Source organism: Inquilinus sp. CAU 1745 (genome assembly GCF_039839375.1).
Taxonomy (GTDB): Bacteria; Pseudomonadota; Alphaproteobacteria; order DSM-16000; family Inquilinaceae; genus JBDOQU01.
Map to the genome: position 1 here is coordinate 240461 of NZ_JBDOQU010000003.1, position 22279 is coordinate 262739.

Consider the following 22279-nt stretch of genomic DNA (forward strand, 5'->3'; position numbering starts at 1 on the left):
CACATTCCGGAGTGGAGTTTAGCGCAGCTATATCAGTCAGGCGAGAGAGGGAGAGACGATAGGTGACGGCACGGATCGCGGAAGAACCCGCATCGACCTCCCTCAACGCCTGGTTCCTGGTAGCGGTCGGCTTCCTGGCGCTCGCCGTCTCGTTCTCCGTGCGGGCGATCCTCGGCCTCTCCATGCCGGTGATCGAGCGGGAACTGGGCTGGTCCTATTCCTTCCTTTCCGGTGTCGGCGCGACGGCGCTGATGGTCACCGCGATCGTGGCGCCGTTCGCCGGCCGCGCGATCGATGCAAGGGGGCCGCGCCTGCTGCTGGCGGGCGGGCTGGTCCTGATCGCGGCCGGTGCGGCGGTGGTTTCGGTCGCGACCTCCGAAGCGCTGTTCATCGTCGCGTTCGGCCTCGTCGCCGCACTGGGCTTCACGGCGGTGGGAACGAACGTGGTCGCCGCCGCGATCGCCAAGCGGTTCGTCTCCGGCCGGGGCCTCGCTACCGGAATCGGGACGGCCGGCGCGACCGCCGGGCAACTTCTGGTCGTTCCCATGGTGGCGGTCCTGATGCAGACCGGAAGCTGGCGGGACGGTTTCCTTGCGCTCGCGGCCGTCGCCCTCCTCCTGGCCCTGGTCGCCGCTATCGCCTTGCCCGGTCGCCCGTCTCGGAATGTCGGCGCACCGCCTGAAACCGGGGAATCGATGGCGGCCGGCATTCTCTCCCTGGTCCGGGAGCCGGTCTTCCACATCCTGTTCTGGAGCTTCCTGATCTGCGGCTTCACCTCCTCCGGCGTGATCGAGACGCACCTTCTGCCCTATGCCTCCTTCTGCGGATTCCCGCCGCTGCCCAGCGCGACCGCCTACGGAATCCTCTGCGCCGTCAATATGGCGGGCATGATCCTGTCGGGCCTCCTGACGGACAGGATGCACCGGTCGACGCTGCTGGGGGCGATCTACCTGGCCCGCGCGGCGACCTTCGTCCTGCTGATCTATATCGCGCCGGACATCAGGCTCCTCTACCTGTTCGCGGTCCTCTACGGGCTCTTCGACTATTCGACCGTGCCGGTGACGGTCGGGCTGGCGGCCAGCCATCTCGGCGTCCACCGGCTGGGGCTGGTCATGGGGCTGATCTCCGGCGGTCATGCGCTGGGCGGGGCGGCAGGAGCGTTCGCCGGGGGCATCCTGTTCGACACGACCGGCGGCTACGCCCTGCTGTGGGGCGGATCCTTCGCGCTGGCGGTCCTGGCCGGCCTGCTGGCCTTCACGCTGGACGACCGGCCGCGCGGCGAAGGCGCGCTCTCCGTATCGCCGTCCTGAGGAAGCGGCGGCCGATCAAATATCGGGCACGGTTCGAACAAGTTTCGGGTATAGGCGTTTCCCGCTCACTGGAGAGAACGCGCCCAAGGAAGGTTCGCCCCTTGTTTGACTGGATCACCGCCGCCGTCGAGCAGACGGGCTATCTCGGCATCGCCTTCCTGATGCTGCTGGAAAACCTGTTTCCGCCGATCCCGTCGGAACTCATCATGCCGCTGGCGGGATTCGTTGCAGCCAGCGGCGACCTCAACATTTTCCTGGTGGTCCTGGCCGGCGCGGTCGGCTCCGTCCTGGGGGCGCTCTTCTGGTTCTATATCGGCCGGCTTCTGGGGCGGGAGCGGATGAAGCGGTTCGTCGCCCGGCACGGGCGCTGGTTCACCATGACGCCGGAGGAGGTAGAGGAGGCGTTCGCTTGGTTCGATCGGCATCGCGGCAAGGCCGTCTTCTTCGGCCGCCTGCTGCCCAGCATCCGGACCCTGATCTCCGTCCCCGCAGGGATCGCGCGGATGCCGCTCATCCCCTTCCTCCTCTACACCACAATCGGCACCGCCCTCTGGACGGCCTTTCTCGCCGCCGCCGGCTACCTGCTGGAAAGCCAGTACCATCGGGTCGAAGAATATGTGAATCCCGTCTCCAACTTCGTCCTGATCGCGGTGGTCGTCATCTATGCCTGGCGCGCCCTGACCTTCGGCCGGCGATCGCGGCGGGCGTCGGCGCGCTGAGGCTAGGTGTAGCCATACCAGGTTCCTCTGCGCATGACCGAAAACAAGAAGTCATTCCGGCGTCCGAGCCGTATCCATAGGCCCGCGCCGCTTCACCGGCGGCGAAGGACCGCGCGGTCGCGGCTTTCGTTGACGCCCTATGGATGCTGGATCAAGTCCAGCATGACGTTGTTTCTATTGGTCATTCCGGACTTGATCCGGAATCCATGGGTCGTCGCGTATGGATCCCGAAGGAGTCCGGCATGACGGGGTGGAGGTACTGAACCCCGTGATGAACCGAAAACAGACGCACTACCCAAAAAGATATCCATAAATACCCGAATCCCGGCGTCCAGGCTTGGCTCAGGCTGCTCGCCGCGCGTCGGGGGCGGAGGGCGATGCGGCCGAGCCTGTCTGCGCCGCCGCCTTTGGCGTGGCCCAAGGGCTGGATTTCATCCAGGCGACGAAGTGGGAGGCGGCGAAGACGATCGCCAGATTGACGGCGCAGACGACCAGGTAGAGCAGCAGCCCGCCATTCAGCTCAGCCACCACGGTGGCCAGCAGCACGCAGGTCACGATGCTGAGGCAGTAGCATTCCAGCGATTGCTGTCCGCAGCGCATGAACTGCCGCGCGATCCAGAATTCGTTCAGCCGGCGTGAGGCGGGCAGCAGCGCATAGACGAACGTCATCAGGATCAGGAAGTGCAGCAGGCGCAGCGGCTCCAGATTGGTGAATTCCGCGAACGGCGTGGCGAAGAAATCCGCCCAGTCGCCCATGCCGAACATGCCGAAATCCGCGACCTTCTTCATCGCCTTCCAGGCGCTGATCGCGAACAGGGCCGCGCCCAGGGCGAAGATGCCGCGCCAATCGATCTTCTCGCTCAGCACCTCCAGGTACCGGCCGGCGCCCAGCACCAGTCCAATGATGAAGATGAACTGCCAGGCGAAGGGGTTGAATTCGTAGACGCCTTCCAGCGAGGTGATGTTGAAGCCGGGGAAGGCCTGCACGGCGGCCCACAGCCCGCCTGAGATCGCCAGCGCCACCCAGGGCCGCTTCTCCACGAAGGGCAGCAGCCAGGGCGCTGCCAGCAGGAACATGATGTAGACGTTCAGGATGGTGAAGAAGGTGACCGTGTAGGTCATCGTCACGAACCGCGACAGCGCCATCAGCGGATCGTCCAGCACATATCCCAGGCGCAGGAACTCCACGATCTCCGGCCGGCCGAAGGGGTAGACGGCGAAGGCGATCAGACCCAGCAGCGTGAACAGCATGATGACGTAGAGTTGCCAGGCCCGATGGGCGGCCTTCAGGAACGCCATCCCCATGCCGCGCTTCTGATAGACGCCCAGATAGACGATCCCGAACACGTAGCCGGAAAAGAACATCAGCGGCTCGGCCGCCGACGACCAGCCGATATGCGAGGTCGTGTAGATCCTGACTGCGCCCACCACGTCCAACTCGCCGGCCAGGCCGGTATAGTGGTTGATGGCGATGATGAAGATGGCCATCCCCCGGAGGAAGTCGATCCTCAGGTCTCTTTCTCTCATCGGCCTCATCGCTACGCCCCCTCATGGCGGAAGGACAGTGGGTTCTCTGTGACGGTTGAAATCAAAGCCGGGAAATCCGCCTAAATTGCGGGCGGCGCGCTTTCTTTCCCACGCGGCCTTGCCGCCGGACGGCTTTCTTCCCGGCCCGGCAGCAACCGGCGGAACGGTTTGATGAACAGGAAATATACCTGATAGAGGGCGAAGGCGGCGACCGCCGCGTTCTTCGACCGGCTGAGCCCCGCCCGCTCTGCATAGCGGTCCCAGTACTTGCCGTAGAAATAGTTGGTGTAGAAGACGTTCCAGTAGAGCCGGCTGAACCGGTTGAAGCGCTGGCCCCCGGTGCGGCATTCCTCCCGGCTCAGATGGATGGAGTGGACCTCGTTGGTCACCAGTATGTCCAGCCCGGCGCAGTAGATCGCCATCTGGAAATCCGATTCCTCCCGATAGCCGTTGGCCTTCGCGTAGAAAGGATCGTAGCCGAACCGCTCCAGCGTCTCCCGGCGGGTCAGGATGATCGAATTGGTCAGCGGCAGCGCCAGATCACCGGAGAAGGTAGCGTCGCGGTTGAACTCGCAGAACCGGTAGTTGAAGGGCGGCTCGTCGGTCAACCCGTCGCCGAACCGGCGGACGGTGTCTTCCGGCCGCTCCTCCTTCGTCTTGATGATCCGGCGGCCCGACACGATCGCCGCGCCTGTCGCGTGCATCTTCTCCAGGCAGACCTTCGCGTAGTCCCGCTCCAGATATTCGTCGTCGTCGCAATAGAGGACATAGTCGTTCCGCGCCGCGCGATAGCCGGCGATGCGGTTGTAGGCCGCGCCCTTCCGCTCCTCATTGCGCAGGATGCGGGTCTCCGTCTCCGGATAGTTCGATGCGATGGCGGCGACGACTTCCGCGGTGTCGTCGGTTCCCGCGTCGTCGACGAAGATGATCTCCGTCACCAGGGCCTGCTCGTAATAGCTGCGCGCGGTGAGGCGCAGCGTGTAGCCGCGGTTACGGGTGGGGACGATGAGCGTGATCATGAGCGATTTCCTTTGCCGCCGGCGCGCCCGTCAGGATGCCGACCGGCGGATGGAGGAGGCGGGGGTCCAGGTCTGGAACCTCTCGCCGGTGAAGGATTTGACGACGCCGAACCCCGTGCCGATGAGCGCCAGAAGCACGTTCCAGCCCTGGGCGAACGGCTTCACCCCCATGGCGCCCAGCGCGATCGCCAGCAGCCCCGTCGCCCAGAGGGCGATTGTCGCCACGATCCATCCCTGCGCCAGGAAGCCGGCGGTGAAGAACAGTGCGGAAAGCGCCAGGGTGAAGATCGACAGCCAGCGCATCAGCTTGTGCGAGACGTACTTGTAGAGGTTCCAGCCATCCATCCCGCGCAGGCGCGGCCACAGCAGCCGGTGGACGTTCATCGCCTGGCAGGCGATGCGGACCTTGCGGCGGAATTCCTCCGACGCGCTGCTGACCGACTGCTCGTAGGCGACCACGTCCGGCGCGCGCACGATGCGGTGGCCATCCAGCAGGATGGAGAAGGAGACGTACATGTCGTCGATGATGTCGGCGGGGACCGGCCGGTGGAGCGACCGCCTTATGGCGAAGATCGACCCGTCCGCGCCCATCACCGATCCGGTGTCGCTCTCAAGCTGCTTGATCGCCTCCTCCAGCTTCCAGTAGAGCGAACCGGTGGACGCCGTGGCGCTGTCGGCATTGTCCAGGTAGCGGAGCTGACCGCAGACGCAGCCGACGGAGGGGTCCTCGAAATAGCCGCGAAGGTTGGCCAGCGCCTCGCCGTCCAGCATCACGTTGGCGTCGGTGAAGACGATCACGTCCGCCGTCGCCATGCCGACGATCCGGTTCATGCCATGGCTCTTGCCGTGCCGTTCGGCGGACCAGTCGACGGCGATGTCCTTCCCGTAGGACTGAAGGATCTCTCCCGTGCGGTCGCCGCGCCCGTCGACATAGGCGAAGATCTCCAGCGACGGGATCGCGCGCTTCAGCGCCAGCAGGTTCTCCGCCTTCTCCGCGATGACGGCTTCCTCATTGTAGGCGCAGAAGCACATCGCCATCGTCGGTTCGATCTCCGGCCGGCGGTCGAGCGGCCGGGCCTTCGCCTTCCTCGCCAGCCGCAGGGAGAGGGGGAAGGTGACGAACGGATGCAGCGCCGCAAATAAAAACAGAAAAGCGATCAAGAATAAAATGTATTCAGGCATCTTTGATCACCGCTGAACATCGTGGTTTCAATCGATGGTGAGATCGATCTTGAATTTGCCTCATTGAAAACCTTAAATGGACGCGGCCGAATTCTTTCTCTCATGAGGCCCGGTCGCCGATCGGTCCCCCGAAGAACGCACGGAACATCTGAAGGTTCGCCATGGCGATCGACGTCCGCCCTTACAGCCGCCCTTACGGGCCGCAGGCCGCCCATGGCGCGATGCGCGCCGAGGCGCCGGCCGCGTCCTCGGACAAGGTGCTGATGGGCTGCGTCCTGGCGATCCTGATCGGCGTCACCTTCCTGCAACGCTTCGCGGTGCCGCTGGGCGGCGAGGAACAAGTCCATTTCTCCATGGTCGTCGCGCTGGTTGCGGTCGGCGTGCTGGTTGTGACCGGCCGCGCCGTCGTCGACCCCATGCGGCTTTTCCTGTTCGCGATCGCGGGCACGGTGGTGGCCTTGTCCACGATCCTGGCGAGGGATCCCATCTCCCTGCCGTCGATCGCCCTGATGCTGGTGATCTACGTCACCCACATCCTGACCGTGTCGACGACCGTCGCCACGCGGCGCCGGATGTTCAACATGTTCCAGTGGATCATGGTGATCACCGCGGTGGCAGGCATCTGCCAGTTCTTCCTGCAATTCGCGATCGGGCCCGACCTCTTGTTCACCTTCGACTGGCTGGTACCCGAACCGCTGCTGCTGACCGGCTTCAACACGGAGAACGAGCTGGCCTACCAGGTCTTCATCTACAAGGCCAACGGCATGGTCTTCCTGGAGCCGTCGACCTTCTCCCAGTTTCTGGCGCTTGCGATCCTGATCGAAATCCTGTTCTTCGGCATCACGCTCAGGATCGCGGTCTATCTGGTCGCGATCTTCGTCTCCTATTCCGGCACCGGCATGATGCTGCTGGCGATCTTCGTGCCGGTCATCCTGATTGCGCGCGGCCAGATCCTGGCGATCGCTAGCGCTATCGTCGCCCTGATGGTGGTCGTGCTGTTCGGCGAGGCGTTGAACCTCAACTTCATCACCGGCCGGCTGGGGGAATTCAGCAGCACGGAATCCAGCGCCTTCGCGCGCTTCATATCCCCGCTCTGGATGATCGACGACTATATCCTGACGGATCTCTACAGCTTCCTCTTCGGGAAGGGACCGGGGACGATCCTCAGCTATATGATGCTGACGCCCTACCAATCCTTCGACCCGACCTACGGGAAGATCGCGTTCGAATACGGCTTCCTGGGGCTGATCTCCTTCACGCTGTTCTATCTGAACGCGCTCTACGCCCGTTCCCGCGTGCCGATCCTGTCCAGCGCCTTGCTGATGTTCTACCTGCTTCTCAGCGGCGCGTTCCTGTCGCCCTACGCCGTCTTCCTGGTCTATGCGCTGGTGATACTGCCGAGCGTGGATCGTGACGGCAATCGCGACGGCGGCCGAGCCGCCTGAAGGCGGCATCACGACGCGCCGCCCACGGCGATCCAGTCCGCACCGTCGAACATCAGGTCGCGCCAGCCATCCTGGGCCAGGGCCGCGATCTCCTCGCCGTCATGGTTGCGGACGGCAAGGCCCGCGCCGCCGGCGGAGCGGACGATCCTCACACGGCAGCCGGCGGGCAGGACGGGGCTGGCCACCTCCTGATAGGGCGGGGCCGCCCGCGCCTGAAGGGTGATGGCCCGATCCTCGCTGAGGTCGGCGTCGAACAGCACGACATTGCCGGCCCGGTCGGCGAAATAGTCGAAATCGCGGTCGGCGACGCGGGTCAGGTCGTCGCCGGACGCCTTGGCGCTATTGAACTCCCGGATCACGGAGGTCGCCTGCCCCGGCCCTTCCGTCGGCAGTTCCACATCCTCGATCATTTCGATGCGGTGTTCGTCGCCGGCGGCTTCCGCGCCCTTGAAGTTGCGCAGATAGACGTTGTTGTAGCCGTTGATCGGCCGCGACATGCCCTTGACCAGCGCCAGCGACGCGCCGTCTTCCTTCCGGCCGATGGCGGCCCAGCCGCCATTGACCACGACCTCCCCGCCGTAATCGACGCCGATGATCCCGAACCGGCGGCCTTCGCCGATCGTGTTGCGGTAGATCGTCAGCCCGTTGATGACCGCGCCGCAGCTATATTCGAACCGCAGCATCGCGCCGTCATCCATCCAGAAGCGGTTGCCCTCGACATGGACGGAGTTGAAGGCGAGATTCCGACAGGTGGCGAAGCGCAGCGCATAGTCGCATTCCGCCCATTCCAGGTTGAGCTGGTTGAACGCGCCCTCCGCCAGATCGGTGCCGGCGATATGACCCTCGCACTGCCGCCGGCCGGCGCTGCCGCCGTTCGTCAGGTATATGTTGGTGAAGACGCTGCCGGTGGATCCCGCCTCATAGGTCATCATGCGGATGCCGTTGCGGGAGAAGTTGCGCACGCGGATATTGGCGAACTCCACGGAGAACAGCCAGTTACCCGGCGTCTCGTCCTTGTGGATGCCGTCGAAGGCGTTGTTGATGTCCATATTGCGGAACATCGAGTTCCAGACGTTGGTCAGCTCCAGCGCCCTGGACCGCGACTTGCCCTCCTGCGGATTGGCGTAGCGCAGATTGACGCCGTCCACGCGGACCAGCAGGACCGATTTGTCGTTGGACGAACCGTGGGGCGGACCGACATGCAGGATCGGCGTGTCGTCGCTGAACTGATGGATGCTCGACCGGCCGCTGCCGATCAGCCTGATGCCCGACCGTTGGCCGAGGTCGAGGAAGCCGCCCTCGATCTCATAGCGGCCCGGCGGGATGACGATGCTCTTGCCCTCGTCGAAGCCCCGTTCGATGCAGTCCTGGAAGTTGGCGAGGTTGCTGCGCCGCCGCTCCGACGGCATGTCCTCCCCCGCGACAACCCCGAAATCCTGCGGCGTGACATAGCCGCCGCGCACCTGCTCCAGGCTCACCTGCCGGGATTGCCCGTCCTGGACCAGATAGAGGCGATCCTCCGCCGACAGCGTGTCGGCGTGGGTCAGCTGCGTCAGCGGTCGGTCGGTCATGCCGCCAGCCCCCGATAGACGTCCTCCGTCCTGCCGGCGATGTCGCGCCAGCTGGGGATGCTGTCGACCAGCGCGCGGACGTTGGCGCCCATCCGCTTCAACCCGTCCTCGTCGCGCAACAGCCGCGCGACCGCATCGGCCAAGGCCTGCGGGTCGTCGGGCGGGACGAGGTAGCCGTGCTCCCCATCGGTCAGCAGCTCCGCGAACGTGCCCAGGCGGGAGGCGACGATCGGCCGGCCGGCGGCCATGGCCGCCAGGAGGACGCCGCTGGTGTCGATGGCGCGATAGGGGAAGACCAGCGCGGTCGACCGGGCGAACAGGCCCGGCATCTCGTCGGCGTCCAGGAAGCGCAGGTCGAAGACGATCCGCTCCGCGACGCCGAGGTCGGCCGCCAACTGCCGCATTTCGCCCATCGGCATCTCCGGCTTCCCGGCGATCACAGCGCGGCTTCGCGCCGCGACGGCGGGCGGCAGCAGCGCCATGGCCCGGATCAGCACGTCGACGCCCTTGTAATGCTTGATCTTGCCGAACAGCAGCAGGTCGAGCGTGCCGTCGGTGCGCGGCGCTTCGGGCCGTTCGCTCCCCTGATCGTTGGCCGGCAGCAGGCCGTGCGGGATGCGGGAGATCCGCGCCGCCGCCAGCCCGCCGCCAGCCAGCCGGTCGCGGGCGGCGTCGGTATGGACGATCAGATGGTCGAAGCGGCCGAAGATGTCGCGCGCGCCGATCTTCTGCAGGCGGGAGGACGGGTTGCCGTTGAACGGGTTGGAATCGTGGACGGTGAGGACGATCGGCGCGATCCTGCGCACCTTCTCCAGGAACAGCCTGTCCACCGCCGGCAGGGGCACCCACTGGAAATGCACCACGTCCGGACGCCAGCGTTCCAGTTCGGACAGGAACCGGGTCATGGACCACAGATGGTTGACGCCTTTGGCGGCGAGGTAGAGCGAATGCGGCGCGCGGCGCCAGCCCTCGCCGTCCAGCCAGCGGTAGAAATGCGGATCGACCGGCGCGGCCGCGCCGTTGACGGTCTTCTTCTCGTCCCCCCTCAGCGGACGGCCGAACAGCCTCACCTCATGCCCCCGGTCGACCAGCGCGTTCCGCAGTTCGGTGTCGTAGGGCAGGGTGAAGAGTGATGGATCGACCATCGCCACTTTCATCTGTCTTCTTCCGTCTGTTCCGGTATCCGTCCCCGGCGGCCTCAAGGGAGGATGGAGGCGGCGGGGTGAGGCCGCGGCGGCGCTTCTCAGTAAGCGCCGCGGCGGTTCACCATGACCCCGACGGTCTTCAGCAGGATCACCGCGTCCATGCTGACCGACCAGTTGCGGGCGTAGGTGGCGTCCAGCGCCACCCGCTGGTCGTAATCGACATCGTTGCGCCCGCTGACCTGCCACAGCCCGGTGATGCCGGGGCGGCAGCGATGGTAGGCGGCGATGCGGTGCCGATAGCGCGGCACCTCGGCCGCCACGATCGGACGGGGGCCGACCAGGCTCATCTCGCCCCGCAGCACGTTCAGGACCTGCGGCAACTCGTCCAGGCTCGTCTTGCGCAGGAAGTTGCCCAGCGGCGTGATGCGCGGATCGTGGAACAGCTTGAAGTCCTTCTCCCACTGCTCCCGCGCGGCAGGATCGGTTTCAAGCAGCTTCGCCAGGGCCTCGTCGGCGTTGACGCACATCGACCGGAATTTCCAGCACTTGAAGGGCTGGCCGTCGCGGCCGATGCGGGTATGACCGAAGAAGGCGGGTCCGCCATCGGAACGGACCATCAGATACAACACGATCATCAGCGGCGCGAAAAGAACCAGCGCACCGGCCGCCCCGACAAGGTCGACGACGCGCTTGATCGGATCCGTCCCCACATCGCGGGGCTTCTGGGTCTGCGTGAATCCCGAAGAGCTGCGCCCACCTGTGGGGCGCGGCTTCACCTCCTCGGAAAAGGTCATCGTATCCATCCTTTTTCCTCCAGCGTTCGCCGAAGCAATTTGACGACGTCCCTCCCCGGTACGCTCCTTCCCGTAAGAAACGTTCTTTTGTCTGCACTCTCTGGCGGACGACGCCCGTCGCCGCAAGCGCTTTTTCTTAGTGGACCCGTGATATTATAGTATTGAGAGGGTTATCCACTTTTTGTCTTCGGAGCTTAAAAGTTTACGTTTCACATTTTTGTCGGAATTGACATCTTTCCGCCTCTTTTTATTACTTCCGTCAACTCCGATACCGATCAACTCGACAACGTCAAAGGTGTTCCGTTTTCCAGCAGAAGGCGGCCTCGGCCTTCCAGGGACAACCTTTCCGCGTCGCTCTCCGCCGCCTGGGCCAGCTTCGGAATCAGTGCGCCGGCTCCGACGCCCGCCCCGATCCCAGCCCCGACGCCGGCAAGGAAGGTGCGACGGTCGATGTGTGGTCCGTCAAATCCTTCCATGGTCCAACTCCTTCACATTCCCTGTGCGCGGCGTTGCCTGAAGCCCGCCACCTTCATGGCGACCAACCCGCCGGCAGCGATGCCGGAAATGTCCAGGGCAAGGTCGACGCCATCCTCCCTGAAGGCTTCGCCGACCAGCAGCGCCTGTACTCCTTCCGACGCTATCGCCAGCGTCGCCGCCAGGCTCAGGGCGGCTATTCGCGACCATCGGCTTCCTCCGGTCACAGCCAGCGACAGGGTGAACAACGCGAAGATCGCGAAATGGGTTTCTCGACTCATGTCGAATTTTAGAAAAATTTCGATGAGTGGGATTCCTGCAACTACCAGCACCGGCAAAAGGACGCCCAGGAGTACGGCCGGCGGCCATCTTCGAAGAAAGACGGAAGCCGCCTGCCAGGCGGCGAAAGCCGACATCGCCGCGAAGCCGGAAAGCAGCGCCCACGTCACCGGAACCATCCATGCGGCCTTCTCCGCCCAGACCAACGACATGTCCCGCCACGATAATCTTCCGGTTGCATGGTCGACACCGATCAAAAGGCGTATCCGGCCGCTATCCGGAACCGGGGTGACGATTTGGATACCCTCCCAATTCGTGCTTCCCGACGCCGCGACGAGGTTTCGCGTCCGGCCGTAGTCGGGAGATCCATCGGGCGTAAGGGGGACGATGGCTATGCGTCCGCGGTGCCAGGGCAGCCGGCCCGGCCCTATCCCGTCCGCCCGGTAATCGGCGGAAAGGACGACCGCATCGGCTTCCGGCGGCGCGGCGATGTCGTAGGCGACGACCGTGCCGTCGGCGGCCGTCCCGGCGGCATCCGGGCCGTCGGCGGTCACGGCGTCCGGCGCGATCCCCAGCGCGACCCACTGCCGGTCCAGGGCGGCCAGCGTGGCCGCGCCGATCAGCAGGGTCAGGGCGAGAAGGGCGAGGCTGCGGCGGAGCGTCCGGTCGACCGCCCCGTCAAATGGAGGCATCGGGTTCGGCCGCAGGTTCGACCGACCCGGGGGGCGGCCGGCGAACCGAAGCGAGGATCGCCCTTCCATGACCGATCAGGTCCGGGGAGACGAGAAGGAGGACGATCGGATAGACCACCATTCCGGTCGCGATCATCAGCGCCAGCCTGGCGACCATGCCAAACTCGTCGGGGCCAAAGTCGCCGGGCAGGAAGGCGCGGACGGCCAGCACGGCCGCGGTCATGGCGATGGCCGCGATCGCGGCCGGCCCCACGCTGCGCGCGATCCCGCCCATGCCGACACCGATGATCCTGCCCCCGGCGATCAGCACCGGCGGCAGGGAGAAGACCTGCCGCAGCAACAGCACGCTGCCGGCGACGACATAGCCGAACCCCGCCAGCAGGAAGAGCCCGCCGATCGAGACCGCCATGTCGACCGCGTTCTTGACCAGCCGCCAGACCGGCCTGCCCGTAGCGGTCAGCGCGGTGTTGACCGCGCCGAAAGCGAGCCCGACCAGCGATCCGATCGCCAGCAGCCGCATCAGCGGCACGCTCGGCTGCCAGGTGGGGCCGAAGAGGACGGTCAGGATCTCCGGCGCGCAGAGCGCGATGCCGGTGAATACCGGCACGACGATGATCGAGGTGAAGCGCATGGTGGCGTAGACCGACTGCCTCAGCTGCGCGGCGTCGGCCTGCTGCTGGGCGAAGATCGACATGGTGAGCTGATGGGTCACGGTCCCGACCACGTCGCGCACCGTCTCCGTCAGGCGGGCGGCGAGGCTGAAATAGCCCAGGATCGTGGGTCCGAAAAGCAGTCCCACGGCAACATAGAACAGCCTCTGATTGCCGACCAGGATCGCCTCGCTCGCCAGCATCGGCAGCGCGAAGCGGCCAAGCTCCTTCAATTGGGGGATGGAGAAGCGAAGGCGCGGACGCCATTGCGTGAAATGCCAGGAGATCAGCGCGACGACGACATAAGTCGCGATCTGCTGGCCGACCAGGCTCCAGACGCCCGCGCCGGACAACGCCATGGCGATGGCGGTCCCCGATCCCGCCAGACGGCCGCAGACGGTGCCGATGGCGATCTGGCGGAACATCATCTGCCGCCGCAGCCAGCCGATCGTGATGCCTGTGACGGCGCTGAAGATCAGCGTCACCGACATGCCGCGCAGCAGACCCGCCAGTCGCGGGTCGCCGAACGGAAGGGCGATGAGGTCCGCGCCGACCCAGCATCCGGCGACGATCACGATCGACAGCCCGACGATCGTCCAGAAGGCGGTGTCCAGATGGCCGGGCTGCAAATCGCGCCGCTGCACGATCGCCTCCCGGAACAGGTACTCGATCAAGAGGTTGAGGATCTGGACGATCGCCAGGGCCAGCATGGCGATCCCGAAATCCTTCGGGCCCAGGATCCGCGCCAGAACGACCAGCCCGATCATCGACAGGACGACCTGGCCGAAAGCCTCCAGCATCGACCATCCGGCCGATTTCGTGATCTTCTCCAGCGTCATGAGCGCGCGGCCGCGCCGGCCGCCGGCGGGCGGAGGCAGGCCGGAACGAAAATCGGCCGGCGGGAGTTTAACGCCCCGACCATATGAGGCTCACGGCCATGTCGCTGCATTGCGGAAGCTCGAAATATCAAAAGATACCATTCCTTTGAACGCCGCCGATGGCTAAAGTTTGGCACGATTGATATCTGCTTGCGGCCGTTCCCATGAATGCCGAACTGGAATGGATGGTCACATTTTTCTCACTGGCGTCGGCTCCGCGCACTCCGGCAAGGAGGGCCCAAGGAGAGCGACGACGCTGGAGAAGCAACCGGCCGGCCGAAGATCGGCCGGCGGGGGAGGAGACAGGCCCGTCCCGACCGCATCGCCATTCGTGGGATGCATGGTCGCATAAGAGAAACGGGAGCTTGAGTTCATGGCCGATCGATTGACGACCGACCACCCCGATAGCGCGGCCCGCGATGTCGCCGCCTATGATGCTGACGTCATCATCCTGTCCTGGAACAGGACCGACGATACGATCGCCGCCATCATGAGCGCGGCGCGGCAGGATGGCGTCGACCATCGGGTGAAGATCGTCGACCAGGGCAGCTCGCCGGAAAACCTGGCACGGCTGCGCGCGACGGTGGCAGATCTTCCGATGGTGGAATTGCTGGAGGTGGGACGCAATCTTGGCGTTCCAGGCGGCCGCAACGCCGCCGCGGCGCTCGGCCGGGGGCGCTATATCGTAGCGCTGGACAGCGACGCCGAATTCGCGGACCGGGAGACGCTCCGGCATGCCGTCGCCCGGATGGACGAGAACCAGGCGCTGGGGGCGATCGGCTTCCGCATCGTCACCTTCGACGAAGGCGGCGACGATCTGGGCTCCTGGGATTATCCCAACCCGGTCGAAGCCGACGCCGGGCGCAGCTTCACGACCACCCGCTTCATCGGCGCGGGCCACGCGATCCGCAGGACGGCGTTCGACCGCGTCGGCGGTTACGATGAAAGCCTGTTCTTCTGCGGGGAGGAACTGGACCTCTGCTACCGCATCCTCAATCTCGGCCTGACGATCGAATACCGGCCGGAGATCGTGGTGCGCCACAAGGTGTCGCCTGAGCACCGGGTGAACTGGAGCGGCAAGCGCTTCGAATATACCGTCCGCAATAACCTTTACAGCCAGTTCAAGTACGGCGCCTCCCCGGCGCGGCTGCTGGTGTCGGCGGCGGCCTTCTGCGTACGCGGCGTGAACAACGGGTTGCTCCTGCCGGCCGCCAAGGGAGTCGCCGGGACGTTCGGCCTGGCCTGGCGGCATGTCCGGTCGGCGACCAACAAGGACGCCTATCGCCTGACGGAGCGGACCCGCGCCTACATCCGGCGCTATGAGTTCAAGGACAACGACTCCTTCCAGTCCAAGGTGCGCCGTCTCGGTGTGAAGCTGCCGGGGCAGGCATGAAGGCGGCGGCTCGTCTCACGGCCGGGCCGCCGCCGCTTCGCCTGCGCCGGCGGTCCGCGCAGCGCCAGACGCCCTTCTTCGGCCGCCATCGCCATAAGGTGGGCGGCGGCGTCAGGGTCTATGCCGTGGGCGATATCCATGGCCGGCTGGACCTCCTGACCCGGATGCTCGACCAGATCGACGAGGACCGACGCTATCACGGCGTCGATGACGCCCGGCTGGTCTTCCTCGGCGACTATATCGATCGCGGGCCCCATTCCGCCGATGTCCTGGAACTTCTAAGCGGCGGGAATTTCGAGGGATTCACCACGACCTGCCTGCTGGGCAACCATGAGGGGGCGTTCGTCGATTATCTGGAGGGACGGGGCGACGGGATAGACTGGCTGACCTATGGCGGGATCGCGACGGCCGCCAGCTACGGCGTCGCCGTGCCGCCCTCGGCCGACATCATCGACATGGCGGAGGCGGTGAGGCCGCTCCTGCGCAAGGCCGTGCCGCCGGAACACCGGCATTTCCTGAAATGCCTGCCGCTGTCCCACGCCATCGACGACTATCTCTTCGTCCATGCCGGCCTGCTGCCGGGATTGCCGCTGGACCGGCAGGATCCGCTGGATCTGCTGACGATCCGCGAACCCTTTCTCACCAGCGAGGTCGATCATGGGCGCATGGTCGTCCATGGCCACACCATGGTCGACGAACCGGAAATCCAGAAGAACCGCATCGCGATCGACACAGGGGCCTTCGCCACCGGAAGGCTGACCTGCCTGGTGCTGGATGGGGGCGAAAAGAGGTTTCTGGTCGCCGATGCAGGCCGCAAAGCTGTTGTTTCCGACAACGGAATGGATCAAGGTCGAGACTCATTGCGTTATGGATTTTCATAAAATCAACTTCCGCCCAATTCCGGGCTCGTTCAGGGGGATAGACCTCATGCCGTCTCTACGATCCGGGGCCCGCGCTGGCCTTGCACTCCTCATGGTCGCCGCGGCGGCGGCCGGTTGCGCCTCTCCCGGCGCTTCCTTGCCGGAAATGACCGCGGGGGCGGCCGACGCCTACCGGCTGGACACCGGCGACGAGGTCCGGCTGACGGTCTTCCAGCAGGAGGAGATCAGCGGCACCTACCGGGTCAATGATTCGGGCGACATCTCCCTGCCGCTGGTCGGCGGGGTCGACGCGGAAGGGCTGACCTCCGACGAGTTGGAGGGCGCGGTCGAGGCAAGCCTGTCGGAAGGCCTCCTGCGCGACCCGAACGTCAGCGTCGAGATCACCTCCTTCCGGCCCTTCTATATCCTGGGCGAGGTGGAGGATCCGGGCCAGTACCCCTACGCCCCGGGCATGACCGTGCTGACCGCCGCGGCGGTCGCCGGCGGCTTCACCTACCGGGCGGAAACGGACTACGTCTCGGTCACCCGCCCCGACGAAACGGGCGAGCCGGAGGAATACCGTGCTGACCGCGCGCAGCCGATTCGCGCCGGCGACGTGATCTACGTGTTCGAGCGCTTCTTTTGACGCCCCGCGATCGTTCTCTAGTAGGCCTCGCCGCCGTCCTGGCGATCGCCGGCGGCGGCGGGGCGGCCGAAGCCCAGGACCCGCCGAGGGGCCAGACGGTTCAGGAACGGCGGCAGCCGGATTTCTTCGACGCCAGGGGCATTCGGGCCGGCAGCGTCATCTTCTATCCGGAGGTGACGTTGCAGAGCGCGTTCAACGACAACGTGTTCGCGGAGGAGGATGACGAGGAAAGCGACCTCGTCACCGTGCTGACGCCGGAGATATCGTTCGAGACGCTGTGGTCGCGCCATGAGGTCGGCGGCCGGGTCTGGGGCCGCGCCAGCCGCTATCTGGACAACACCAGCGAGAATGCCGAGGAATACGGCGCCAGCGCCTATGGTCGACTCGACCTTGGCAACCAGATCCAGGTCGATGCCCGGGCGCGGGCGGCCCGGGAGGCTCTGGGCCGGGCCGATCCGGACGATACCGGCCGCGACGAGCCGACGGAGGTCAACGAGCTGAACGCCGACCTCGAGATCGAGAAGCAGTTCAACCGGCTGATCGTCGGCGCCGGGCAGCAGTTCTTCCGCCAGGACTACGTCGACAGCATCGACGACGACAGGGACCAGTCCACGACGCGCTGGAATGTCCTGGCCGGATATGAGTTGTCGCCCAGCCTGGAGGTCTTCGCTGAGCCCTTCTACAGCATCCGCCGCTATGATGAGACGGCTGCCGACAGTCGCGACGCCGACATCTACGGCGCGCTGGTCGGGACGCGGTTCGATATCAGCGGGCTGTGGATCGGGCAGATCGACATCGGCGTCTATCAGGAGGATTTCGACTCCGACCAGTTCGACGACTATACCGGAATCACCACCCGGACGCGCTTCGACTGGCTGCCGACGGACAAGACGACCGTCAGCTTCGGGCTGGCGCGCAGCGATGAGGCCACGACGCAGGCCGGCGCGTCGAGCCGGGTGGAGACGGAAGCCTTCGTCGGCGTCGCCCATGAGCTGACGCGGGCCATCATCATCGACGGCGAGATCTCCTACACCCAGGACGATTGGCGCGGCGTCGACCGGACCGACGACACCTACCGCGCCGGCGCCGGCGTCGAATGGCTGTTGAACCGGAACCTGTCGGTGTTCAGCGCCTATGAGTTCACCACTCGCGGCTCCAACCTCGACACGGCGGAGTTCGACCGCTCCATCATCACCTTCGGCCTGAAGGCGAAGCTGTAATCCAACGTGCCGGAACCTGGCCCGCCAAACCGGCGGGTCAGGCCGCGCTCAGCGATCCCATCTGCATCAGCAGCCTCGCGGCGATGGCGAACATCACCAGCGCCACCACGCCATCCAGCACCCGCCAGGAAACCGGCTTGCGGAACAGCGGCGTCAGGATGCGCGCGCCGTATCCCAGCGCGAAGAACCAGGTGAAGGAGGCGGCGACCGCGCCGGCGGCGAACCACAGCCGGTCCGCCGCGCCGTAGCGGGCGGAAACGCCGCCCAGCAGCACGACCGTATCCAGATAGACATGGGGGTTGAGAAGCGTCACCGCCGCGATGGCGGCCAGCACGCGGCTCAAGGGCTGGTCGCCGGAATCGGCGGGCTTCAGCGTGGCGGGGTCCAGCGCGCGCTTCGCCGCGGCGAATCCGTACCAGACCAGGAAGGCGGCTCCGGCCACCGTGACCGCCTGCAGGACGGTGATTGAGGATCGGACGATCGTGCCGAATCCCAGCACCCCCGCCAGGATCAGCGCCGCGTCGCTGATCGCGCAGAATGTCACCACCGGCAGGACATGGCGGCGCAGCAGGCCCTGGCGCAGCACGAAGGCGTTCTGCACGCCGATGGCGATGATCAGCCCGGCCCCCAGGCCGAAGCCCTCCATGGCCGCGAGAAGCTGCGGTGTCATGACGGTTTGGTCCCGCGAAGGAAGGAAAAAGCCCGCCCCGGATGGGGCGGGCTGTTCCGGCATCATAACGCCCGAGCGGGCTTTCGCCTAGCCGGGGAGGCTATTGGATATAGTAGCCGCTGTTGCGGGCGTGGAAGACTTCGCTGTCACTGTATTTCGCCTTCCGGTGCGCCTTGGCGTTGACCAGGGTCAGCGCGGCGCCGATCAAATTGACGCCCGCCTCGTTCAGCGCCCGAACGCCGTTGACCGCCGCGTCCCGTCCGGTGCCGCGCCATTTGACGCAGTAGATCGTGGCGTCGGCCAGGGTGGCGAGGATGCGGGCGTCGGCGACCGCCAGCGTCGGCGGGGCGTCCAGTACGATCAGATCGTACTGGGCGCGAAGCGTCCGCATCAGCCGGTCCATCGCTTCGGTCATGATCAGCGCGCTGAAATCGGCGGCCAGGCTGCCGGCGCTGATGAAGCTCATGGAGGTGGCGTTGTCCTGCTGCACGATCTCATCGAACGGCACCGTCCCGCGCAGATAGTCCGACAGGCCCGGAGAGGATTGCCCGGCCAGCGCGGAATCGACCGACGGCAGCCGGATGTCGCCGTCGATCAGCAGCACCCGCTCCCCGCCCAAAGCGGCCACGCGGGCGATGGAGACTGCGGTCAGCGACTTGCCCTCGCCCGGGCTAGTCGAGGTCACTGCGAGGCATTTCACATTGCTGCCACGCAGCCACAGCGCCGTCCTCAGCGATCGCATCGCTTCGGCGTATCCGGACAGGGGCTTCGCCAGCACGTAGTCGAACAGCGCCCGCTTTCGCGATACGTCGGTAATCTTCGGGATCAGCGCGATGCAGGGCAGGCGCAGCGCGTCCTCGACATCCTCGCCGGCGCGGAAGCCGCGGCCGGTGAATTCGCGCAGGAAGACCAGCACCAGCCCCAGGAAGCCGGCCAGGATGCCGGCCACCGCCACGATCACCTTCTTGTTCGGCGCGGACGGCGCGCCAGGGATCACGGCGTAGGAGAGGATGCGGGCGTCGGCCTGCGCGATCTCGATCTGGGAGGACGTCTCCTGGACCTGCTGCAAGGCGGTCTCCAGCATGGTCCGGCGGGCCGCCGCCTCGCGCTCCAGGGCGCGAAGCTGCACTTCGGCGGAATCCATATCCGACGCCTCGCCGCGAATGCCGGTGAGGCTGGAATTCAAGGATCCGACGCGCGCCTGCGCGGCCGAGGCCTCGGCCTCCAGCCCGGCGATAATGCGGTTCATCTCCGCACCGATCGCGCTCTGCAGCGTACTGAGCTGGGCGCGGATGTCGATCAGGCTGGGATGCTCGTCGCCCAACTGGGAGGCCAGGTCCGCTTCCTGGGTCCTCAGTTCCGCCTCCTGCTGGCGCAGGCCCTGGATGACGGAGGATTGCAGCACTTCGGGGATCGCGGCCAGCGATCCGCTCTCCGCCACCGCCCGCGCCTGGCTGAGGCGCGACTGCGCCAGCGCCAGGTCGGACTGCGCCTGCGTCAGTTCGGTGTTGAACTGCGAGACCTGCTCGGTCACCAGCGCGGCGTTGGAGCCCTGGGTCAGGCCATTCTCGGCCCGGTATGCGGCGACCGCCTGCTCGGACCGCTGCACGTCCTCGCGCAGCGCGACGATGCGGTCCTGGAGCCATTGGTCGGTCCGGTTCAGCGCCTCGAACTTGGCGTCGAGCTGCGCGTCGATATAGGCCTCGACCATGCCGTTGGCGCCGGCGGCCGCAAGTTCGGGATCCTCAGACGTGAAGGACACCTGGATGACCCGCGTATCGTGACGCAGGACGATGGACAGGGCTTCCATGAACACGGTGGTCGTCGCGATCTTCTGGCGTTCGGGCGGGGGCGGCGGTTCCTCCTCCGCCCGTTCGATGCCCAGCGTCGCGTATGCCCAGTCCGTAAAGCGATCCAGCGAGGAACGATCCTCGCCTTCCTGCTGCAGATAGGGGTTGAACTCCGGGACGCTCGTCAGGTTCAGGTTCTCGACCACATCCTCCGCCAGGTCACGGGACCGCAGGATCTCGACCTGACTGCCCAGGACCTCCAGGCTCGGCTGCATGCTTTCCAGCACGCTGGCGATGTCGATAAGCTGGATCTCCTGCGGATCGACGATGACCGATGCGGTGGTCGTGTAGGTCGGCGTGATCTGGCGCGCGCCGATATAGGCCAGCACCGGGATGATCAGGATCGGCAGCAGAAGCGCCAGCTTGTGCCGGTTCAGCACCTTCAGCAGGGCGATGAAGCCAAGGTCGCGGCTGCCCGGCCCGCCGCCGGACGGGGCGGCCGGCTGCATCATCGGCGGGATGTAGGGCGCCGGACGGTGGCGTCTGTAGAGGGCCGGTTGAGTGGCGGCATCGTCCATGATGATCCGATCCTCGTGGTCAGGCCTTGCACCGGCCCTGTCGTTGGAAGGGGTTCGTGACGGCCGGCCTGGCGGTCGGGGCGTCGCGCGGAATCCTTCCGATATGCTGCCCAAAATGCTGCGCTGCACAATCAGAAGATGGAAACCGCTGAATTGTCCAGCCTATAAAACCCGTCAAATGCGGCATTTCGGAGAAACCGCAAGGGCAGTCTCAAGACCATTGCCCTATCCGACGATCCACCCGAGGCCGATATTCCCCATCCGGTTCGATACCTCCCGGAATGGGACCGACATGCCGCGCCCGACGAGGCGAAACGCTTTATCAACAGCCGACGACATGATTCGTTGCGTCCGCCCCCTGCCTCGGTGCGGCGTCCGCAATGGCATCGTACAAGTAAAGGATGCGGCCGGGATAACGTCTTGTTAACGATAAAGGACTAATCCTTCGGCCGAAGCCTCGGCGTCAAGCCGGGAGCCAGGAGGATCGACGATGTCGCCTGCAAGAGGGTCCTTGGAGATTTGGGAGGCCGCGATGTCCTTTGAAGGCGACGGCCGGCACGCGCGGCGCTGGGCGCCGTGGAAAAGGGTGCTGTTCTCCGTCAGCCTCGCGCTCAGCCTCTGGGCGATGATCGTCACCGCGGTGCTTTACCTCTTCTGAAGCTGTTCGGACCCCGGCCTGCTCAGAACCAGCGCCACAGGCTGTGGAGCCAGCCGGCTATGCCGAGCGCCACGCCATAGGGCAGATCGTCCGCATTCACACTGCCCGCCTGCCCGCCCCGCCGCTTGCGATACCATCGCGCCGCCAGCTTCGCGGCGGCAAGTCCACCGCCGACCAGCGCCGTCAGCAGCAGGAAATCCATCATCCTGGCGGACCCGACCCAGAGCGCCAGCGCGCCGGCCAGCTTCACGTCCCCGCCGCCGAACAGGCCGGCGGCGAACAGGCCGATCCCGGCGGCGAAGACGATCGCTGCGATCCCGACATCCCAGGCCAGGCCGGAGGGCCGGACCAGCGCCGCATAGGCGACGAACGCCGCGGCCAGCCCCAGGCTCACCCGGTTGGGGATTGTGTAGGATCCTATATCCGACGCCATGGCCCACAGGATGAGCAGGCTGACCAGGGCGAAGCCCGCCAGTATGGGCCAGTCCGGAACCGTCAACGTCCCGGCCGGACAGTGCTTCGAACGGTCTGGTTCACTGACGGGGTCGGTCCTTCATGGAAAAGCCGGTCTCCGGCGGAAACTTAACAGCTTTCGATTCATGAGAGGAATAGCGGGCCTTTCGGCTGCTTGACACAGGCCCGCCTTGCGCCTAGACCAATTTCCGCAAATGCGAGTTATTCGCACTTGCAACTTGAATTCGATCGGCGCCAGCCCCCCAGCGATCCCGCCAGGCAGCCAGCGCGAAATCCGCCCCCGATCTTGAAGACGGGGCCGGATG

The 22279-nt window shown here is 65.7% G+C and carries 19 protein-coding genes; 8 read left to right on the forward strand and 11 right to left on the reverse strand.

All coding sequences use genetic code 11. The annotated features are described in order from the left end of the window. Positions 1 to 62: 62 nt before the first annotated feature. Together AAFN89_RS05780 and AAFN89_RS05785 are read left to right on the forward strand one after the other, a co-directional pair. Entirely contained in the window at positions 63 to 1310 is a 1248-nt protein-coding gene (locus tag AAFN89_RS05780) for an MFS transporter (RefSeq protein ID WP_347536834.1), read from the forward strand. Positions 1311 to 1411: 101 nt separating this feature from the next. Then, a complete protein-coding gene (locus tag AAFN89_RS05785; RefSeq protein WP_347536836.1) occupies positions 1412 to 2029 on the forward strand; it encodes a DedA family protein in 618 nt (205 codons plus the stop codon). Positions 2030 to 2371: 342 nt separating this feature from the next. On the opposite strand, the gene opgC is transcribed toward AAFN89_RS05785, so the two are convergent. The 3 genes from opgC to AAFN89_RS05800 form a co-directional block, all read right to left on the reverse strand. Continuing rightward, the gene (opgC, locus tag AAFN89_RS05790; protein ID WP_347536838.1) at positions 2372 to 3556 is read right to left on the reverse strand and encodes an OpgC domain-containing protein; all 1185 of its coding nucleotides are present in this window, start codon (positions 3554 to 3556) and stop codon (positions 2372 to 2374) included. Between the two features lie 80 nt (positions 3557 to 3636). Continuing rightward, positions 3637 to 4575 carry a glycosyltransferase family 2 protein gene (locus AAFN89_RS05795; protein ID WP_347536840.1) on the reverse strand — a complete coding sequence of 313 codons (939 nt, stop codon included), beginning with the start codon at positions 4573 to 4575 and terminating at the stop codon, positions 3637 to 3639. Positions 4576 to 4605: 30 nt separating this feature from the next. Then, a complete protein-coding gene (locus tag AAFN89_RS05800) occupies positions 4606 to 5736 on the reverse strand; it encodes a glycosyltransferase family 2 protein (RefSeq protein ID WP_347536842.1) in 1131 nt (376 codons plus the stop codon). Positions 5737 to 5918: 182 nt separating this feature from the next. Between AAFN89_RS05800 and AAFN89_RS05805 the strand changes: the two genes are divergently transcribed. Further along, a complete protein-coding gene (locus AAFN89_RS05805; RefSeq protein ID WP_347536844.1) occupies positions 5919 to 7202 on the forward strand; it encodes a hypothetical protein in 1284 nt (427 codons plus the stop codon). 8 nt (positions 7203 to 7210) lie between these two features. On the opposite strand, the gene AAFN89_RS05810 is transcribed toward AAFN89_RS05805, so the two are convergent. The 5 genes from AAFN89_RS05810 to AAFN89_RS05830 all read right to left on the reverse strand — a co-directional run bounded on the left by AAFN89_RS05810 (position 7211) and on the right by AAFN89_RS05830 (position 13646). After that, a complete protein-coding gene (locus AAFN89_RS05810) occupies positions 7211 to 8773 on the reverse strand; it encodes a hypothetical protein (protein ID WP_347536847.1) in 1563 nt (520 codons plus the stop codon). Further along, the gene (locus AAFN89_RS05815) at positions 8770 to 9930 is read right to left on the reverse strand and encodes a glycosyltransferase family 4 protein (protein ID WP_347536849.1); all 1161 of its coding nucleotides are present in this window, start codon (positions 9928 to 9930) and stop codon (positions 8770 to 8772) included. Before AAFN89_RS05815 ends, AAFN89_RS05810 begins: the two co-directional genes overlap by 4 nt. Positions 9931 to 10016: 86 nt before the next feature. Beyond that, positions 10017 to 10712, reverse strand: coding sequence for a sugar transferase (locus AAFN89_RS05820; RefSeq protein WP_347536851.1), 696 nt, complete (start codon positions 10710 to 10712; stop codon positions 10017 to 10019). Between the two features lie 488 nt (positions 10713 to 11200). After that, entirely contained in the window at positions 11201 to 12157 is a 957-nt protein-coding gene (locus AAFN89_RS05825) for a hypothetical protein (RefSeq protein ID WP_347536853.1), read from the reverse strand. After that, positions 12144 to 13646, reverse strand: coding sequence for a lipopolysaccharide biosynthesis protein (locus tag AAFN89_RS05830; protein WP_347536854.1), 1503 nt, complete (start codon positions 13644 to 13646; stop codon positions 12144 to 12146). The genes AAFN89_RS05825 and AAFN89_RS05830 overlap by 14 nt, the downstream gene beginning before the upstream one ends. A gap of 412 nt (positions 13647 to 14058) precedes the next feature. Between AAFN89_RS05830 and AAFN89_RS05835 the strand changes: the two genes are divergently transcribed. Genes AAFN89_RS05835 through AAFN89_RS05850 form a run of 4 tightly spaced genes read left to right on the forward strand, consistent with a single transcriptional unit; the run spans position 14059 to position 17804 of the window. Then, positions 14059 to 15078 carry a glycosyltransferase gene (locus tag AAFN89_RS05835; protein WP_347536855.1) on the forward strand — a complete coding sequence of 340 codons (1020 nt, stop codon included), beginning with the start codon at positions 14059 to 14061 and terminating at the stop codon, positions 15076 to 15078. Further along, on the forward strand, positions 15075 to 15959 hold the full coding sequence (locus tag AAFN89_RS05840; protein WP_347536856.1) for a metallophosphoesterase family protein: 885 nt from the start codon (positions 15075 to 15077) through the stop codon (positions 15957 to 15959). Before AAFN89_RS05835 ends, AAFN89_RS05840 begins: the two co-directional genes overlap by 4 nt. A 46-nt stretch (positions 15960 to 16005) precedes the next feature. Beyond that, positions 16006 to 16584 (forward strand): polysaccharide biosynthesis/export family protein, encoded by a 579-nt coding sequence (locus AAFN89_RS05845; RefSeq protein WP_347536858.1) that lies wholly within the window; start codon positions 16006 to 16008, stop codon positions 16582 to 16584. After that, positions 16581 to 17804, forward strand: coding sequence for an outer membrane beta-barrel protein (locus AAFN89_RS05850; RefSeq protein WP_347536859.1), 1224 nt, complete (start codon positions 16581 to 16583; stop codon positions 17802 to 17804). The genes AAFN89_RS05845 and AAFN89_RS05850 overlap by 4 nt, the downstream gene beginning before the upstream one ends. Positions 17805 to 17841: 37 nt before the next feature. On the opposite strand, the gene AAFN89_RS05855 is transcribed toward AAFN89_RS05850, so the two are convergent. Together AAFN89_RS05855 and AAFN89_RS05860 are read right to left on the reverse strand one after the other, a co-directional pair. Beyond that, entirely contained in the window at positions 17842 to 18474 is a 633-nt protein-coding gene (locus tag AAFN89_RS05855) for a LysE/ArgO family amino acid transporter (protein ID WP_347536861.1), read from the reverse strand. A 100-nt stretch (positions 18475 to 18574) separates the two neighbouring features. Continuing rightward, complete coding sequence (locus AAFN89_RS05860) at positions 18575 to 20842, reverse strand: polysaccharide biosynthesis tyrosine autokinase (RefSeq protein WP_347536863.1); 2268 nt, start codon at positions 20840 to 20842, stop codon at positions 18575 to 18577. Positions 20843 to 21374: 532 nt separating this feature from the next. Here AAFN89_RS05860 and AAFN89_RS05865 point away from each other — a divergent pair. Beyond that, complete coding sequence (locus AAFN89_RS05865) at positions 21375 to 21500, forward strand: hypothetical protein (protein WP_347536865.1); 126 nt, start codon at positions 21375 to 21377, stop codon at positions 21498 to 21500. Positions 21501 to 21522: 22 nt separating this feature from the next. Here the strand turns inward: AAFN89_RS05865 and AAFN89_RS05870 are convergent, their stop codons facing one another. Beyond that, a complete protein-coding gene (locus tag AAFN89_RS05870) occupies positions 21523 to 21999 on the reverse strand; it encodes a prepilin peptidase (RefSeq protein ID WP_347536866.1) in 477 nt (158 codons plus the stop codon). Positions 22000 to 22279: the final 280 nt, after the last annotated feature.